Source organism: uncultured Shewanella sp., assembly GCF_947491715.1.
Taxonomy (GTDB): Bacteria; Pseudomonadota; Gammaproteobacteria; order Enterobacterales; family Shewanellaceae; genus Shewanella.
The window spans coordinates 342878-359116 of sequence record NZ_CANLKR010000001.1 but is presented as its reverse complement, the minus strand read 5'-3'; the positions used below and the strand labels follow the sequence as shown (position 1 = coordinate 359116).

Below are 16239 nucleotides of genomic sequence, written 5' to 3'. Positions count from 1 at the left end.
ATACTGTTCATTTACTGCATTCTCAAGAGGAAACCCATGCAAAATTTTAAATACCGTCTGATTGTGAATGATATTATTGATAAAATTGAACGTGAACAGATAACGGGTAAACTCATGTCGGTACGTGCACTCGCCAAAATACAAGGTGTGGGCGTGTCTACGGTCGTGCAAGCCTATTATGAACTCGAAAAGCAGGGATGGATTAAAGCAAGGGCGAAAGTCGGTTACTTTGTCATAGGTAAAAAGCCTGTAACGCCACCTAATTACGGTAAAAAAATTCACTATATTCAAGCTGGACTCAGTTTAGATAAAGCCGTGCAATTTTCGTTTAATGATCCCAATATTTTACCTTTATCTTGCACCGCACCCAGCAGCGTCATTGACAATGAATTACTGCTCAACCGACTGCATAAAAAAGCCTTAAAACATCGCCCTTATCAATTAATCATGCAAGATCCCATTGAAGGTTTGCTTCCCCTCAGGCAGGCAATCTGTCAGCATTTAGCAAAATCACAACAAGCCTTTAAACCGGAACAAATATTGATTAATAATGGTCGTAAAGATGGTTTAATGACAGCGCTCATCGCGACGCAAGCACTCACGAGTCCCATTGCGATAGAGTCACCGATGTCCTTTTTCTTTCAATCGATATTGAAACAATTTAACGCCAATGTGATTGAAATCCCCATTCAAGCCCACTATCAAGACGAGCTTAATTTGCTCTCTAAAGCGTATCAATTACAGCCCTTTAAAACCTATTTAATCAATCCTAACTTTGCCGATCCCACCGGCCGAGTCTTGCCCAATAACAATAAGCTAGCGTTAATTCAATGGGCTGAAAAACATGAGGTGACCATTATTGAATACGACAGAGGCGAGCTTCATTTTGGCACTAACAGGCCTTGTAGTATCGCCAGCCTTGTCACTCCTGACTCTCATTGCCGTATCATCACACTCAGTGACTTTTATGACACCTTGTCACACACCATAAGCTTAGGTTACTTAATCTGCACCAATACTCTAGATGCCTGTTTATTCGCTAAGCAAATCATCACTGAAGAGCCCAATCTTTGCCTGCAATATATGATGATTGAATTGATGCAATCAAAACAATTTGCTCAATTAATGCGGCAATTACATACCCATTTAAAAACGAATTATACCTCTGCCATACACTTACTCTTACCTGCTTTTAATCAAATAGAAAGCGATGATTTTTATTATAGCCAAGTAGAAGGCGGGCCCTGTATATGGATAAAACTGCCCGATCATTTGAGCAGTGAAGTATTATGGGAAAAAGCCATTTCAGCCCAACTTTCTATCGCACCAGGGGACATGTTTTCTTTCAACCAAGATTATACTCAGTATTTTAGGATCACCTTTGCCCTGCCTTGGAATGAACAAATGGCGGCAGGTATCAAACGTCTTGGCGAGCTGGTTTTAGCCTACGCTCAGCCCATCAAACATGATATTTGATGGGCTTATCTTTAACACGTCAATGCAAGATCACCATTGAATAGGAGCTAAGAGTTCACCCGCTTTGGTTTCATGCTCTAATAGCAGCGTTTTAACAATTTGGTTATGCTCATTCAATAAAATAAAGCGAGGAATACCCGCAGTGGCAAATTGCTTGTACACACTCCTGTCCTTATCCGCCACTAAAGCAAAGGGTAAATGATAGGCTTTGGCAAACTGACTCAAAGACTCAACATTTTCCTCACGGCCAATACCAATAATATCAATCATATTGTCATCAATTAAGGACGATTGAACCAAGGCTTTCATTGCTCGCTGTGAATCAGGACACCAAGTGGCGAACAATATCAATAATTTTTTATTCTGAGACTGTGCTAAGTTGATGTGTTTCCCTTGAATGTCGGTAAATTGCATCACAGGGACAGGCTGCCCTACTTTCACATAAGTTTGATACTTAGGCGTTTCAGTATTGTTTAAAACCACCTTCTGAGTTTCTTGACCCACCTGATGGCTGCAAGCTGTCACTAACAGTGATGCCAGCAAGCTCCCCGCTAATAAAGTGAATTTTATTTTTTCCATGGCAATATCCTTTTCTCATTATTTTTGATCATTTATTCTCATGCCATCCGTTTGCCCCGCTTTAAAAGTACATTGACATGAAAAAGAATACGCTGACATGATGCACTAAAAAGTCAGTCAAACATAGAATGTACCCGTGATACTTGAAGATGCCTGTTTTCAGAGCCTGTAAAAGTGCCTAATTCAAGGCGTATTATTGCAAGAATGCTTATTGCCTTTTAAGGTGATGCAACGCGGAAGTAGGTGATTTTACAGACTCCCAAAGGGCTGGCCTCTTTATATGTAAAAGCAAGGCCTTTTATACTGCGTTGACTTTACATCGGCTTAGAATCACTAGGCATGCTATTCAAGCTGACCATCATGGGTGATGGAAATGTCATTTATGCAGGAGCAATTAATGACCTTGTCTAAAGGGCTTTTAATTCCAGCTGAATCTTGCACATTTAAATATCACGGGTATAAAACCCACTTGCTAAGACTTTTCTAACTTGGTAGTTTAAGGGAGTAAAAAGGAATTTATGTGAATAGCTACATCCGATACTCAATAAATTAAGGTTAGGTGTATTCAAAAAGGAGTTTACTATGACAAAAAGGTTAATGGCCGCTCTACTCGTATTATTCTCACCTTTAGCTTGGTCTCAACAATCTATCGAACTGGAACTTGCCAAGCAATGGCTCTCTATTATTGACACTGGCGCCTATGCTCAAAGTTGGCAACAAGCCGATCCTCTGTTTCAAACTCAACTCTCGCAACAACGTTGGGTAGAAACACTACAAGGTATTCGTGCGCCACTGGGTCAAGTCATTTCACGCTCAGAGTTCAGCTCAGGAAATTATTCATCGCTTCCTGGTGCTCCTGACGGAGAATATGTCGTTTTACAATATCAAACCCAATTTCAAAATAAAATTTCATCCACTGAAATACTCACCTTAAGTAAAAAAAGTGGTCAATGGCTCACGGTGGGCTATTTTATTAAATAACGATCCCATTAAATATCAATAAGTGGATAGAAGATAACCCTCATCAAGGTTATCTTCTCTGTTAACCCTATGACAACATTCATTTCATTTAGCCATGCATCTAAAATATCAACATCGCTTTCCTCGTCAAATAAAGGATAGTTTATGCCAGTGTTAATCAATCACTCCATCTTTATTTTTCTCAGCGCTATCTTATTAATCAGCCTTATTGCGTTAATCATTAAATTATCGTCTTCACCTTCCCTTCAATATAAGCAGCGTCACGCACTTTTCTCTCCTGCAGAAAGTACCTTTTTCAAAATTCTCCTCATCGCTATTCAATCTCCCTCTTTCGATAAGCAATATCAGCTATTTGGCAAAGTCCGTATTGCTGATGTGTTAACCCCACAAGGCAATGTAAATCGACAACAATGGCAAATAGCGTTTAATAAAATCTCAGCAAAACACTTTGACTTTGTATTATGCGATAAACAGACATTAAAAGTGATTGCAGTCATTGAGCTAGATGATAAAAGCCATCAGCAAAAAAAGTACAAGCGCGAGACAAATTGGTCAACAATGCATGTGCCTCTGCAGGTTTGCCTCTTATCCGTTTTAACGTCAGAAGAAATTATCAATTAGATAAAATTATTGCCAATATTAAGTGTGAACTAGCAACCTAGTCAGCTACTGCAATAAAAATCTTCTATAATTTCTCATAGGCATAAATGAGATAGAAAGGCCTTTATGGCATACAAGAAAATCAATATCAATGCTTGGACTCGACGCTCACACTTTGCATTTTTTAAGAGTAGCCAAGGCTCTGTTCGCCTTAGTCTCACTCAACCCTTAGATGTCACACCATTAGTTTCATTCTGCCGACAACATTCACTGTCTTTCTATTACAGCCTCATTTTCCTCGTTACTCAAACAGCAAATGACATTTCAGGCTTTAAACAGCGTATTGAAAATGGCATACCAATAGAACACCCCGCTTTTTACTGTTCTCAATGCCGAAGATGAGCTGTTTAAACTTGTTATGGCTACGATGAATAATAATATTCAAACGTTTGCCCAACAAACTCAACAGCAAGCTCGAGCTCAAGATGACTACCTTCCAATTGAGGAGTTCATCCATCGTCATGATATTTTAAATATCACTTGCTACCCTTGGGGGAATTTTACCCATATTCAAGTCAAACCAGTACAACAAAATAGCGAAGATCCAGGGATCCCTTTCATTGCTTGGGGCCAATATCAACAGCAAGGTAAACAGCTAATCACATCATTGCACACCGAAGTGAGTCATTGTTTTCTTGATGCGATCCACATATACCAATTTAAAAAAAATCTAGAAGAAAAAATACACTCACTGATTTAAAATCCATTTATATTGTTATTATCCAACCACCCTAATGCTGAATAAAGGATGTCAACTATCACTTAAATTGTATTGACGTATATTAATATTCATTATCACGCTTAAGAAAGCCAAATAGTCATGTCAAAGGGCATTATTTACCCCTCATACAGGTTAATTATAATCGCTTCCTGCTAATACTCGATTATCAAATTCACCTTGGCTGTTAATATCAGTAGCATTAAACACCTCACACTCTATGGCATATCCCGGCCAAAGAACAAAAGCATCAATAAAGCCTGCTGAAATACTGTATTGCGCATACTCGTCAAAATCAGGATCATGATAAGATTTAAAATAATGGTTATTAATATAGTCTGCCGTGGTATCTAACTTCCCTAATCCAGTGAAGCCTTGTACATTTTGCGCGTAATTCATCAGTGATACAGGCGTAAATAATATTGGCGGTGTCCATTGAGGCAGTGTTGGATGCCCGCCATTTTCAAAACTAGGTTGGGTAGTAACTAGACAATAAAAATAGCTGGGTTGCTCTATTGTCGTATCTGCACTTAACATTAAACGAAACGAGGTATCCGGCACCGAAGCACTGCTATTTAAACACCCCATAATGGGAAATGCGGCCATTAATAATGTTAAAAATAAAATAGATAAGCTACTTTTCATTATGACTCTCCATATCTCCTCGCCAGTAAAGATAACTCAAGCATAGACGAATATAGCCAACGACAACTTTTAGAAACGTAATAATTAAGATAATTAACTATGTAGCACCAGTTTTACCTAAAGGAGAGACTCACAACTTATAATTGAAAATGTTTTTCATCAATATGAAGTTAATAAAGCAACATAAATTATTAAAAAAACGGCAAAGAACTTGCCGTTTTTAAATTCATCATTACAAAGGTAAAGAACTGCAATCTTCTGCGGTAATACTGTCTTTAATTACCAGAACACTTTGAGTATTTATATTCGCTGTATTTCGATCTTTACAAGCAAAGAATGCAGAAAAATCTGTTTCTGGGCACGTTTCAAGTTTATAAGTCTTTACAAAAGAGCTTTTAAACGTATCAGGTGCATCAGGTGCTGCATTAACGATGTTGTTACAAGCCTGTTGCCAAGACACTGGCACTCCATTTAAAGCAAGGTAATCAGCTCGCTCTTGTGATATTAAGTTCAATTGATCACTTGTTAATGCAAAAGCAGATGACGACACAATGGACGCAGCAGCTAAGATACTTGCAGTTATTAATTTTTTCATCTCTCTACACCTAATTATTAAAAACAGGTAACAATCTACTCCCTATACTTTTGTATAAGCATCAGGTGAACACCTGATGTGTTAGTTTGGATTGAAAATTTACATGACTCACAGTTTTTCCCAAGCTGTGAGAGTAATCCCATAAACGGTTAAAAAACACACATTTTGGTTGTCTAAAAAAAAGTGACCGGATAAACTCAAGGTTATCGCAATACTTCGACCCCCTATTGCATATTAGGCTAGCGAAACTTGGACCAAGACAGAGAAAGACTGCAACACTAAATACATGATTGGTCCTCAAACATGGAGAGTGAATGTAATGAGTCAATTAATTAATCATCTCGTCAATGTACTTAAAACCACTGCAGCTCAGTTAGACGATACAGACTTACATCATATTATGCTTAATCATTATCAAATATTGCGTTTAATTGATGATGAATTACATTGGGCTTCCCCAGAGCTAGCCGAATTATCACAACAGTTGCTTCCTTCAAACATCACCCCACAACATGCATGTGATTTACTGGATAAAATGCATCATGCCATTTTAGACAATCCCTATTTACTGCATTTTTTTGAACAAGCTAAATTACAGAATTTTCCCCAGTTAAAAGAGAAATCGGCTAAAAATGCCCATCATATCCTGCCAGCCATAATTGGTTATGCCTTAGTCCAAGAGCGCCTGACTCAAGCCATGTACCAGCACTGGTCTTTAATTGATACTTTGATGAAAATTTGGGTTCCATTACGCGAACAGCTCGGCATTGAATCTCAACTCTCAACATTTGAAAGCATGAAATTAGCGTCGATAGAAAAACCCATGAAAGATTACATTCACTTTCACCAAACCGAAACCATCGCTCAACACTATGCCTGTTTAGATTTACCCATGAATATCTTTGAAGCCGTTGCAGAAGATCTCAGCGAGCATCGATTCGATAATGCAAAAGCAGGAACAATACTCGCTTTTCATTTACCTGATGTAAAACCAGCATGCTTTAGTGAAGATAAAAAAGGTATTTTACTGACTCCCCCTCACGCAAAATCTTGGGCTGATCTTTACAGTTTATGGAATATGGCCTTTGTCTCTCATTTAGGTCACTTTCCTTTTTTAATGGTCAAGCTACTTATCCCCCAAGTCAATAATTTTAAAGCCACTCCAGAGCTGTACCTCTATAAGCGCACATTAGCCTTATATACTCATCTTCATTTTGCTTTTTTTAGCCAATATGATCGCCTACAAACCAACCAACCGAATATGGACTGGCAAGACCCAGCACTCACCCAATTATTGGGCGAATGTGCACTCAAAAGCGCTTTAGAATATCAGCAACTTGCTAAGACGAAAGAAGATCCCCATCCCACTCATCAATTTATTGTCTAAAAAACTTGCACATAGAGTGGATACCCGTGTAACTTCAAAATACGGGTATATAACCTTTTATGTTAACAACTCAATGCATTAAAAAGGACACTAATGACACTCAGCATGCTAGGTTTAATGTTAGGGTTAATATTACTGATTATATTGACCCTAAAAGGCATGAATATTCTCATTGCTGCCCCCCTATGCGCCTTAATACTGGCCGTTACCAGCCACATTCCTATCATTCCACCGTTAGCAGACAATAACACCAGTTTAACTGTCAGCTATATGACAGGATTTGCTTCTTTTTTACAAAACTGGTTCATTGTTTTTTTATTAGGTTCAATGTTTGGCAAAGTTATGGAGATCAGTGGCGCAGCCGATAGTTTAGCCCATTGGATTATGCACACTTTCGGTTCAAAGCATGCGCCTTTTGCCATCGTGCTCACCTGCGCAATGTTAACCTATGGCGGTGTCAGTGTTTTTGTGGTGGCTTTTTCGGTTTTTCCAATGGCGCTCAGTTTGTTTAAAGATGCCAATTTACCCAGACGATTTATTCCTGCAGCCCTCGCTTTTGGCTCTATTACCTTTACGATGACATCGGCAGGCTCAGTGGAAATTCAAAATTTTCAACCTATGCAATATTTAGGCACCAATCAATTTGCCGGTTGGCCTGTCAGTCTGGTTGTCGCCTTATTTATGGCTTCAACGGGTATGTGGTTATTTCATGTCATGATAAAACGCGCCGTGGCCAAGGGAGAGCACTTCGATGATAGAGAAAACGACCCCACACCTAAAACATCAAATATGCTCCCCCATCCTTTTTTATGCTTTATCCCCTTGATATTAGTGCTTGGTAGCTCATTTTATTGTAGTGTAATCTTACATTTTGGTCGTTCATCATTAATCATTGCCCTATTAACGGGATTGATCAGCGCAGTGATTTTATATTGGAAACGGTTCGTCCAGTTAGGCAGTGCCCTTTCTGTTGCCACTTATAGTGCATTAATTGCCATCGCCAATACCTGTGCCGTCGTTGGATTTGGCAGTGTAGCAAAACTGACTCCCGCTTTTAATGATACGCTGATATACATGACCGCCTTACCGGGAAATGGCCTCATTAGTGCTGCTATCGCCATCAGTGTCATCGTCGCATTAACGGGATCAGCATCGGGTGGACAAGCCATTGCCCTGCCATTAATCGCCCCTCATTATCTTGACGCAGGCGTGGATCCAAATGCATTACATCGTGTTATCGCCATTACATCAGGTGGGCTCGACTCACTGCCGCATAATGGTTATGTGATCACCACCATCAGGGTCATTTGTGGTGAAACCCATAAAACCGCTTACCTCCCTCTTGGTGCATTAACCGTGCTGATCCCATTTATTGGCGCCATACTGGCCATTTTCTTATTTATCTTAGGAATGTGAAACAAACCAACTTTACATGTGTGGGTATATACCCAAACCACTTGAAAGTGCATGTTTTCAGAGCCCGTAAGAAGGCTTAATTCAAGGCGTATTATTGAAAGAATGCTTATTGCCTTTTGAGGTGATGCAACGTAGAAGTTAGTCTTTTTACAGGCTCCCAACGGGCTGGTTTAAAACACTTTTACTCTGCGTTATTGAATATCAACTTAGAATAACTAAGCCCTCAACTCAATGCCTTGCCTAAACGCGTTTTAATTCCAGCTGAATCCTGCATCTTCAAGTGGTTTGGGTATAATAAGCGAAGAGAAAGCTTTATAATGCCAACGTTATCCATACCACTTTTTGCTCTGCTGAGCATCACACAGAGAGGCTAGCTTGTCCCACACTTATATTCCCTTAGCGCAATACACACGAAAATGGATTTTTAATCATAAGGATCTTCCTGTTAGCGACGAAGATAAAAACCTAATCAGGCCGCTCGATCAAAAAAGTGCCATGCTAATCTGGAATAAATGGATCAGCAATAAAAGCAGCCGCAGTGAACAATTTGCTAAAGGCGATTGGGCCGCAAAACAAGATACTTGGAAAGAAACGGATCACTGGCAAAGTGCATGGGACAGTGAAGCACCGCAACTTCCAGACACTCTCGCCCACTTTATCGATTGGCCCAGCAATGCTATAGTTTATTTTTGTTATGATAAATACCAAGTTATTGAAACAACTTGGGAGGTGTTTGTACGAAATTGGAAATGTTTTTTATTTTTTGATGACGGCCCTTTGTTGGTATCTCCAAAAAAGAAACAAGCGGTTTTGTTTCATCAAAATGGTCAATATCAAGTTGGACACAGAGGCTAAGGAACAACCTAATTTTTATGAGGCGTTATATGAAAAAACTGTCCACCCTATTTTTACTAAGTACTTTTTTGATATCCCATGCACAAGCAAAAGACGTTGCCGGAGTCACCCTACCTGATACGCTGACCATAGATAATCAAACTTTGGTTCTCAATGGTGCGGGTGAGCGAAGTAAAATGTTTTTTGATCTTTATGTCGCTAGCCTGTATTTACCGAGTAAATCTCATAACGCTGCAGATGTTATCAATGCACCTCGAGCGGTGTTAAAACTAAACATTATTTCCAGCATGATCACCGCAGAGAAAATGCAAAAAGCCGTAAAAGAAGGCTTTGATACTGCTACAAATGGAAATACTGCCCCCATTAACGCCGAAATAGCACAATTTACTGCCGTTTTTTCAGGTAAAATCGCAGAAGGTGATCAATTCACGTTTGATACGAGTCCAACTTCTGGTGTCATTGCTTCTAAAAATGGTACAAAAAAAGTCACCATTAAAAACGATGATTTTAGAAAGGCCTTACTGAACATTTGGCTCGGTGACGATCCTGTTCAATCCAGTTTAAAAAGTGATTTACTGGATAAATAATGTAGATTCAATTTAATGAAAAGGCATGCATGTCATGCCTTCTTATTTTTTATAAGTACTGAATTAACGGACTGAAATTAAAGGACTGAAATTAAAGGACTGAATTAGCATACAGCTTAATATACTAACAAAGATAATCAGCTTAATCCATTAAAAGCTAAATCGAGCTTCTAATGCTGCCCCACCTTGATTATCAATCGTTTCATCCGTGCCTTCAGGATTGAGCTCAAGCTCACCACTGAAAAAATACCCCGCAAAAGCTGATATAACGATCTTTGGCGTCCATTTCCAACTCACCCGTAAATGGCTGACCCACTCATCGATTTCAGCCGTATTTTCATTATCCCCAATCAAAAAACGATTAGTACGCTTGGAGACTCCTAAACCAAACTCCCAATCAGGCATGGCTAAATAACTTAACTCCGCCCCTCCGGGTCCACTAAAACCAACAGAGAAAGGATTTGATAAATACCAAGCATCATTAATTTGCCAACGAAAAGCCAAATAAGGCACGGTTCTCACTTCATCAATATCATTAAGATAAGCCACACCTAAACCAAATAAGTGTCCAGATGAAAAACGGTGCATGGCCGACACAACCACGCCATAACTTCGCGCATCACTGGCTGAAGCCGTTTCTGCATAAGCATATTGAAGACGCGGGGATAACATAAACACCCAATGTTTGTCAGGGCGATAAACGACAGAGACTCCAGCTCTAAATCGATTAATATGATCCCAAGCATAATCTGTCGCTTGCCCTGAAGGACTCTGCCAATCATAGTCTAAGTAATCATATCCAAAATCCGCCCCTATGATCCATTTTTTCGATAAAGGGAATTTAGCCTTAAAATTAGTGATCCATTGATCCCGCTGTAGCTCATTGCCATTACTGCCCACATCCGCATTACCTACGACAACCCTAGCGGCACTAAAGGTAAAAGGTGAAAAATCCTCAGGGGGATTAGCTTGTACATCGGGCAGAAAAAATAAAGGGACAACTAAGGATAATTTGGGTACAGAAATAGCGTTCATGTTTCTCCCTAAACACATAATATTGATTAATATAAACGACTTTTCTCGACAAATATCTCCACTCTAAGATACCCAAGAGATAACACGTAAAATTTAGCCGAGTTCCTCAAAGATAACAGGATATACCCATTGAATATAGTTAAGTTTATATGCGATATGCTCGAAGAAACATATCCACACTCGATTGCAAGTATTGTGCTCTTTTTGCAATGAGATCATCGACATTAATCCCTAAGTCTAATTTTAAGCGCATTTCACCAAACAACATTAAGCACAAACGCACTGCACAATGCCTAGGTTCATCAAATTGATATACACCAATACTCGACACTTTTTCAAGGTATTCACAGAGTAATACCAGTATGCATTCAGGCCCATTCTCAAAAAAAACCTGTGCGATTTGTGGATGCCCATCTGCATGGATCACGCACGTTTGATAAATAGCCAATGCATCATCACTCACCATCAGTTGACCAAATTGCTCAGCAAAATAACTGAGTGTTTTCTCAGGCTGATTAGGATCAACAAAAATATCACTGTTTAATTGATAACTATCCGCTTTTGTTGTTATTGAAGCCGCAAATAAGGTGTTCTTACAACCAAAATGAGAATAAAGTGTTTGTTTTGACACGCCCGCTTTTTTGGCAATCTCTTCCATACTGGTATGCACAAAGCCTTGCTCACAAAATAACACATTCGCAGCAGATAAAATATTGGCGTGTTTTTGCTCACGTTTAGTTAACTTTTGACCTTGTAATAAAGTCGATGCCATAAGTGAGTCACTCTCAAAAGACAAAAAATAGATAAGCATGATTAAATCATAAACTAGACTATTGAGTCTACAATCAAAAACAAGACTGGACAGTCTAGTCTTTGCTGGTTAAACTAGATTTAAAACAAAAAGGACACATAAAGATAACAATTTAATATTGGAATGAATAAATGGATATTAGCTCACTCACCAAATCTACCGCTCTGCTAATCGGGCTAAGTTGTTTAGGATTATTAAGCGCTTGCCAAAAAACGAATGAACAACCTAAAGTCCAACATCAAACGGTGAGTTCGCAAACATTGGTAGCCTACCCTTCTTATCAACAAACACAAGCATTTTCTGGCATAGTAAAAGCCAGTAACACTACCGCTATTGGCTTTGAATTATCAGGAAAAATTAATCAGTTGGATGTTGATATTGGCGATAATGTTACCAAAGGACAATTACTGGCCAAACTTGATATTCAATTATTGCAAACCGAACAAAATCGACTCAAAGCTAATCTGACACAAAATCAAGCAGACTTAGATTTAGCATTGAGTACGCTAAAACGCAGTTTATCTTTAACTCAAAAAAATTATATTTCCGAACAACAAATTGATGAACTTAAAGGACAAGTCAATCGGCTCAAAGCCACCAAGACCCAACTTAATGCCGCCTACGCTGCCAATCAATTAAAAATACAAAAATCAGATATCATTGCCCCCTTTAAAGGCATTATTAGCCAGAAATACCATCATGTTGGAGAGGTCATCTCTACAGGCACCCCCATTTACACGTTAGTGGAATCAAACACACCGCAGGCTTATATCGGTGTTCCTTCAGAAATAGCGAAAACTCTATCCCTACAAAAGCCAATTGACATTAAAGTGGGTAATCAACACTATCCCGCTGTCATTGAAGGGATCTCTGGGGAACTCAACCCTGTCACTCGTACCGTTGAGATAAGGTTTTCTTTACCGACCTCTAGCCAAGTCATGAATGGTGAAATGGCCTATTTCACGCATATTCAACATATTGAAAAACCCGGCTACTGGGTGCCCATTAGTGCCTTAAGCGATGGGATTCGGGGACTCTGGAATATTTATATTCTCACACCCAATAACAAAAACACCTTTAATGTCGAACGCCGCGACATTGACATTTTATATAGCAATCAAGATCAAGCCTATATTCAAGGCCCTATTAGCGCCAATCAACTTTATATCGATCAAGGCGCACATAAGCTCATTCCAGGACAGAAAGTCTCCATTACTAAACCAGAGGCTAAGCAATAATGATTAAAGTCATCATTGAAAATGGCCGATTTCTCAGCTTAATGATCGCCCTTATCATTGTCGCTGGACTGGGCGCCATCAATAGCCTGCCGAGAATGGAAGATCCGACTATCACCAATCGGTTTTCATCGGTTATCACTTACTACCCGGGCGCATCTTCTGAACGAGTAGAGGCATTGGTCACTCAAGTGTTAGAGGATCAGCTCAGACGGATCAAAGAACTCAAACTTATTTACTCAACATCAAAGCCCGGTATTTCAGTCATTCAACTTGAGCTAAAAGATGATGTATTCAATACTGCCCCTGTTTGGTCCAGAGCCAGAGATTTTATTGCCGATGCTATCCACTTACTCCCCAAAGAAGCGCAAAACACGACCCTTGATGATCAAATGGGTTATGCTAACACTGCTATCTTAGGTTTTTCTTGGCAAGGTAACACACCTATTCGCATTGATGTATTAAATCGCTATGCGAAAGAACTGGAAAGTCAATTAAGAACATTATCAGGCACTGATTTTGTCAAACTGTATGGTGAACCCACTGAAGAAGTCTTAGTGACTCTTCATGCCAGCAAAGTCAAACAACTGCAACTCACCCCAGCTGCCATTGCGTTAATTTTGCATAATGCGGATCCAAAAATATCAGCCGGTGAAATTAATAATTCGCATTTCAAAGCACTGGTAGAAGTGTCAGGCGAACTTGATTCACTCACAAGAATTAGAAAAGTGCCCTTAAAAGTGGACAATAATGGCCACCTAATACGCCTTGAAGATATTGCAGATATTCAACGCCACGTTAAAACACCAGAAGAAAACATAGCCATAATAGAGCAAGAACAGGGTATTATGCTCGCCGCTAGAATGCTTGATGATACCAGTGTCGATACTTGGCTTCATAATGTTCGCCAAGTGGTCAATGAACTTCAACAAAGCATGCCCACCAATGTCAAAATTGAATGGTTATTCGATCAAGAAAGTTACACCACTGAACGTTTAGGCGGACTCATAAAAAGCTTATTGTTAGGCTTTATTATTATCCTTGCCGTCTTAATGCTGACTCTAGGCTTAAGAAATGCGCTGATTGTTGCTTTATCTCTTCCTTTGACAGCGCTATTTACCTTGGCTTGCATGAAATTTATTGGTTTACCTATTCATCAAATGTCAGTCACAGGGCTCGTCGTCGCCCTTGGGATCATGGTGGATAACGCCATTGTGATTGTCGATGCTATCGCACAACGACGCCAAAATGGAATGAGCCGTTATGATGCAGTGAGTGAAACATTACGCCACTTGTGGCGACCTTTAGCCGGCTCCACGATTACGACCATGCTAGCCTTTGCCCCTATTGTTCTGATGCCAGGACCTGCGGGTGAATTTGTCGGTGGCATCGCCATTTCGGTCATGTTTGCCTTACTGGGCTCTTTTATTATTTCTCATACCATTATTGCCGGACTCGCTGGTCGTTTTGGCAGTCAATCTGACGGGCATCAATGGTACCACCATGGTATTGAACTCCCTAAAATCAGTCACGTTTTTACTCAAAGCTTAACCTTTGCTCTAACTTATCCAAAAAGAACAGCGCTGCTCATCGGCTGCTTACCTATCCTAGGTTTTATTGCCATGGGAAAAATGACAGAGCAGTTTTTCCCTCCCTCTGATAGAGATATGTTTCATATTGAAGTGTATTTAGCCTCTCACGCCAGTTTAGCCCATACGCGAGAGTTAGTGGAAAAAATGGATCTCAACCTAAGGGATTATCCAGGGATCAACCGTATTGACTGGATGATTGGCAGTAATACCCCTTCTTTTTATTATAATATGATGCAAAATCAACATGGTACTAATAATTATGCGCAAGCTATGGTTAAAGTGCAAGATTTTAAAACAGCCAATAAGTTAATTCCACAATTACAAAAAGCACTGGATAGCGCCTACCCCCAAGCACAAATTCTGGTCAGAAAACTCGAGCAAGGTCCGCCCTTTAACGCCCCAGTTGAAGTCAGGCTGTTTGGTCCTAATTTAGATCAACTCAAAAGTTTAGGGGAACAAGTCAGACTCATCTTTACTGACACACAAAATGTCACCCACACCCGTGCGACTCTCAGCTCTGGATCACCAAAATTGTGGTTACAAATTGATGAAGATGCGAGTTTAATGGCAGGGCTTCATTTAACCAACATCGCCAACCAAATTCAAATGGCCACCACAGGCCTCAATGGCGGCAGCATTTTAGAGCAAACAGAATCCTTACCCGTTCGTGTTCGATTAGATGAAAATCAACGGCAAGAACAAATGAGAATATCTGAGCTAAACTTGGTTTCCAATACGGCATCAGGGATCCCACTATCAGCTATTTCTGAGAGTGAAATAAGAGTCAGTAGAGGCACTATTCCACGCAGAGACGGACAAAGAGTCAATACCATTGAAGCCTATATTGAAAATGGTATTTTACCTCAAACCGTTTTGAATGCAGCGAAAGCTAGGCTCGATGCCCTCCCATTACCCGCAGGTTATCAAATACAAATAGGCGGAGAAAGTGCCAAACGCGACGAAGCAGTGGGTAATTTATTATCCAATGTATTACTCGTATTCGCCTTATTGTTGACAACAATTGTCTTATCCTTCAATTCATTTCGATTAACTGGGATCATTTTATTAAGTGCGATGCAATCGGCTGGGTTAGGACTCCTTTGCGTATACCTTTTTAATTACCCTTTCGGATTTACCGTGATAATAGGTTTACTTGGCCTCATGGGATTAGCCATTAATGCGGCGATTGTCATTATTGCAGAACTGGAAGCCGATCCGCTTCCACGTCAAGGGGATAATAACACTATTATTGCACTCGTTAGCAGCTGTGGACGCCATATTGGATCCACCACGATTACCACAATTGGGGGCTTTTTACCTTTAATCATCGCAGGCGGTGGATTTTGGCCTCCTTTTGCCATTGCCATCGCAGGCGGGACCTTATTAACCACTTTATTGTCACTGATTTGGGTACCGATTATGTACAAGTTAATCATGAGACCTCGACATCGCTCCCAAGCGCACAATCCCGTTAGCGTTTAACAATTTTCCCCCAAAAAAAAGCCTCGCATGAACGAGGCTTTAGGCTGTTAACTGACTTTATTTATCGATAGGTTCGTCGTGCTCTCTATCCATATTCTCACTGCTTTCTAACCATAACGCATTGATAATACCGAAAGAGCAAGCCAGAAATAATCCTAATATCCAAGTAAAATACCACATAACTT

The 16239-nt window shown here is 39.9% G+C and carries 16 protein-coding genes and 1 pseudogene; 11 read left to right on the top strand and 6 right to left on the bottom strand.

Going from position 1 to position 16239, the window contains the following annotated elements; genetic code table 11:
- The first annotated feature begins 36 nt into the window (after positions 1-36).
- Positions 37-1476 carry a PLP-dependent aminotransferase family protein gene (locus Q0779_RS01575; RefSeq protein WP_298768801.1) on the top strand — a complete coding sequence of 480 codons (1440 nt, stop codon included), beginning with the start codon at positions 37-39 and terminating at the stop codon, positions 1474-1476.
- Between the two features lie 30 nt (positions 1477-1506).
- Here Q0779_RS01575 and Q0779_RS01570 read toward each other — a convergent pair whose 3' ends face one another.
- Entirely contained in the window at positions 1507-2055 is a 549-nt protein-coding gene (locus Q0779_RS01570; RefSeq protein ID WP_298768799.1) for a TlpA disulfide reductase family protein, read from the bottom strand.
- Between the two features lie 582 nt (positions 2056-2637).
- Between Q0779_RS01570 and Q0779_RS01565 the strand changes: the two genes are divergently transcribed.
- The 4 genes and pseudogenes from Q0779_RS01565 to Q0779_RS01550 all read left to right on the top strand — a co-directional run bounded on the left by Q0779_RS01565 (position 2638) and on the right by Q0779_RS01550 (position 4396).
- Positions 2638-3036: a DUF4019 domain-containing protein gene (locus Q0779_RS01565; RefSeq protein ID WP_298768797.1), complete on the top strand. Its 399-nt coding sequence runs from the start codon at positions 2638-2640 to the stop codon at positions 3034-3036.
- Between the two features lie 144 nt (positions 3037-3180).
- A pseudogene (locus Q0779_RS01560) lies at positions 3181-3698 on the top strand (DUF2726 domain-containing protein).
- 64 nt (positions 3699-3762) lie between these two features.
- Positions 3763-4038, top strand: coding sequence for a CatA-like O-acetyltransferase (locus tag Q0779_RS01555; protein WP_298768793.1), 276 nt, complete (start codon positions 3763-3765; stop codon positions 4036-4038).
- A 25-nt stretch (positions 4039-4063) separates the two neighbouring features.
- Positions 4064-4396, top strand: a complete 333-nt coding sequence (locus Q0779_RS01550) for a CatA-like O-acetyltransferase (RefSeq protein WP_298768790.1) — start codon at positions 4064-4066, stop codon at positions 4394-4396.
- A gap of 153 nt (positions 4397-4549) precedes the next feature.
- On the opposite strand, the gene Q0779_RS01545 is transcribed toward Q0779_RS01550, so the two are convergent.
- Together Q0779_RS01545 and Q0779_RS01540 are read right to left on the bottom strand one after the other, a co-directional pair.
- Positions 4550-5059, bottom strand: coding sequence for a hypothetical protein (locus Q0779_RS01545; RefSeq protein WP_298768788.1), 510 nt, complete (start codon positions 5057-5059; stop codon positions 4550-4552).
- 232 nt (positions 5060-5291) lie between these two features.
- Positions 5292-5654: a hypothetical protein gene (locus Q0779_RS01540; RefSeq protein WP_298768786.1), complete on the bottom strand. Its 363-nt coding sequence runs from the start codon at positions 5652-5654 to the stop codon at positions 5292-5294.
- Positions 5655-5973: 319 nt separating this feature from the next.
- Between Q0779_RS01540 and Q0779_RS01535 the strand changes: the two genes are divergently transcribed.
- The 4 genes from Q0779_RS01535 (at position 5974) to Q0779_RS01520 (ending at position 9899) form a co-directional block, all read left to right on the top strand.
- A complete protein-coding gene (locus tag Q0779_RS01535; RefSeq protein WP_298768784.1) occupies positions 5974-7041 on the top strand; it encodes a hypothetical protein in 1068 nt (355 codons plus the stop codon).
- A gap of 93 nt (positions 7042-7134) precedes the next feature.
- Positions 7135-8457 (top strand): GntP family permease, encoded by a 1323-nt coding sequence (locus Q0779_RS01530; RefSeq protein ID WP_298768783.1) that lies wholly within the window; start codon positions 7135-7137, stop codon positions 8455-8457.
- Positions 8458-8832: 375 nt separating this feature from the next.
- The gene (locus Q0779_RS01525) at positions 8833-9312 is read left to right on the top strand and encodes a DUF2947 domain-containing protein (protein ID WP_298768781.1); all 480 of its coding nucleotides are present in this window, start codon (positions 8833-8835) and stop codon (positions 9310-9312) included.
- 29 nt (positions 9313-9341) lie between these two features.
- Entirely contained in the window at positions 9342-9899 is a 558-nt protein-coding gene (locus Q0779_RS01520) for a chalcone isomerase family protein (RefSeq protein ID WP_298768779.1), read from the top strand.
- Positions 9900-10049: 150 nt separating this feature from the next.
- Here the strand turns inward: Q0779_RS01520 and Q0779_RS01515 are convergent, their stop codons facing one another.
- A complete protein-coding gene (locus Q0779_RS01515) occupies positions 10050-10934 on the bottom strand; it encodes an autotransporter outer membrane beta-barrel domain-containing protein (protein ID WP_298768777.1) in 885 nt (294 codons plus the stop codon).
- Positions 10935-11079: 145 nt separating this feature from the next.
- Complete coding sequence (locus tag Q0779_RS01510) at positions 11080-11706, bottom strand: TetR/AcrR family transcriptional regulator (RefSeq protein WP_298768775.1); 627 nt, start codon at positions 11704-11706, stop codon at positions 11080-11082.
- Positions 11707-11876: 170 nt separating this feature from the next.
- On the opposite strand from Q0779_RS01510, the gene Q0779_RS01505 reads away from it, so the two are divergent.
- Both Q0779_RS01505 and Q0779_RS01500 read left to right on the top strand, forming a co-directional pair.
- On the top strand, positions 11877-12983 hold the full coding sequence (locus Q0779_RS01505; protein ID WP_298768773.1) for an efflux RND transporter periplasmic adaptor subunit: 1107 nt from the start codon (positions 11877-11879) through the stop codon (positions 12981-12983).
- Positions 12983-16054, top strand: a complete 3072-nt coding sequence (locus Q0779_RS01500) for an efflux RND transporter permease subunit (protein ID WP_298768771.1) — start codon at positions 12983-12985, stop codon at positions 16052-16054. Before Q0779_RS01505 ends, Q0779_RS01500 begins: the two co-directional genes overlap by 1 nt.
- Before the next feature lie 57 nt (positions 16055-16111).
- Here the strand turns inward: Q0779_RS01500 and cydX are convergent, their stop codons facing one another.
- Complete coding sequence (cydX, locus tag Q0779_RS01495; RefSeq protein ID WP_298768769.1) at positions 16112-16234, bottom strand: cytochrome bd-I oxidase subunit CydX; 123 nt, start codon at positions 16232-16234, stop codon at positions 16112-16114.
- Positions 16235-16239 lie beyond the last annotated feature (5 nt).

Coding starts and splice junctions, on each gene's coding strand:
- Q0779_RS01575 (WP_298768801.1), top strand. CDS start 37: ATGCAAAATTTTAAATACCGTCTGATTGTGAATGATATTATTGATAAA.
- Q0779_RS01570 (WP_298768799.1), bottom strand. CDS start 2,055: ATGGAAAAAATAAAATTCACTTTATTAGCGGGGAGCTTGCTGGCATCA.
- Q0779_RS01565 (WP_298768797.1), top strand. CDS start 2,638: ATGACAAAAAGGTTAATGGCCGCTCTACTCGTATTATTCTCACCTTTA.
- Q0779_RS01555 (WP_298768793.1), top strand. CDS start 3,763: ATGGCATACAAGAAAATCAATATCAATGCTTGGACTCGACGCTCACAC.
- Q0779_RS01550 (WP_298768790.1), top strand. CDS start 4,064: ATGAATAATAATATTCAAACGTTTGCCCAACAAACTCAACAGCAAGCT.
- Q0779_RS01545 (WP_298768788.1), bottom strand. CDS start 5,059: ATGAAAAGTAGCTTATCTATTTTATTTTTAACATTATTAATGGCCGCA.
- Q0779_RS01540 (WP_298768786.1), bottom strand. CDS start 5,654: ATGAAAAAATTAATAACTGCAAGTATCTTAGCTGCTGCGTCCATTGTG.
- Q0779_RS01535 (WP_298768784.1), top strand. CDS start 5,974: ATGAGTCAATTAATTAATCATCTCGTCAATGTACTTAAAACCACTGCA.
- Q0779_RS01530 (WP_298768783.1), top strand. CDS start 7,135: ATGACACTCAGCATGCTAGGTTTAATGTTAGGGTTAATATTACTGATT.
- Q0779_RS01520 (WP_298768779.1), top strand. CDS start 9,342: ATGAAAAAACTGTCCACCCTATTTTTACTAAGTACTTTTTTGATATCC.
- Q0779_RS01515 (WP_298768777.1), bottom strand. CDS start 10,934: ATGAACGCTATTTCTGTACCCAAATTATCCTTAGTTGTCCCTTTATTT.
- Q0779_RS01510 (WP_298768775.1), bottom strand. CDS start 11,706: ATGGCATCGACTTTATTACAAGGTCAAAAGTTAACTAAACGTGAGCAA.
- Q0779_RS01505 (WP_298768773.1), top strand. CDS start 11,877: ATGGATATTAGCTCACTCACCAAATCTACCGCTCTGCTAATCGGGCTA.
- Q0779_RS01500 (WP_298768771.1), top strand. CDS start 12,983: ATGATTAAAGTCATCATTGAAAATGGCCGATTTCTCAGCTTAATGATC.
- cydX (WP_298768769.1), bottom strand. CDS start 16,234: ATGTGGTATTTTACTTGGATATTAGGATTATTTCTGGCTTGCTCTTTC.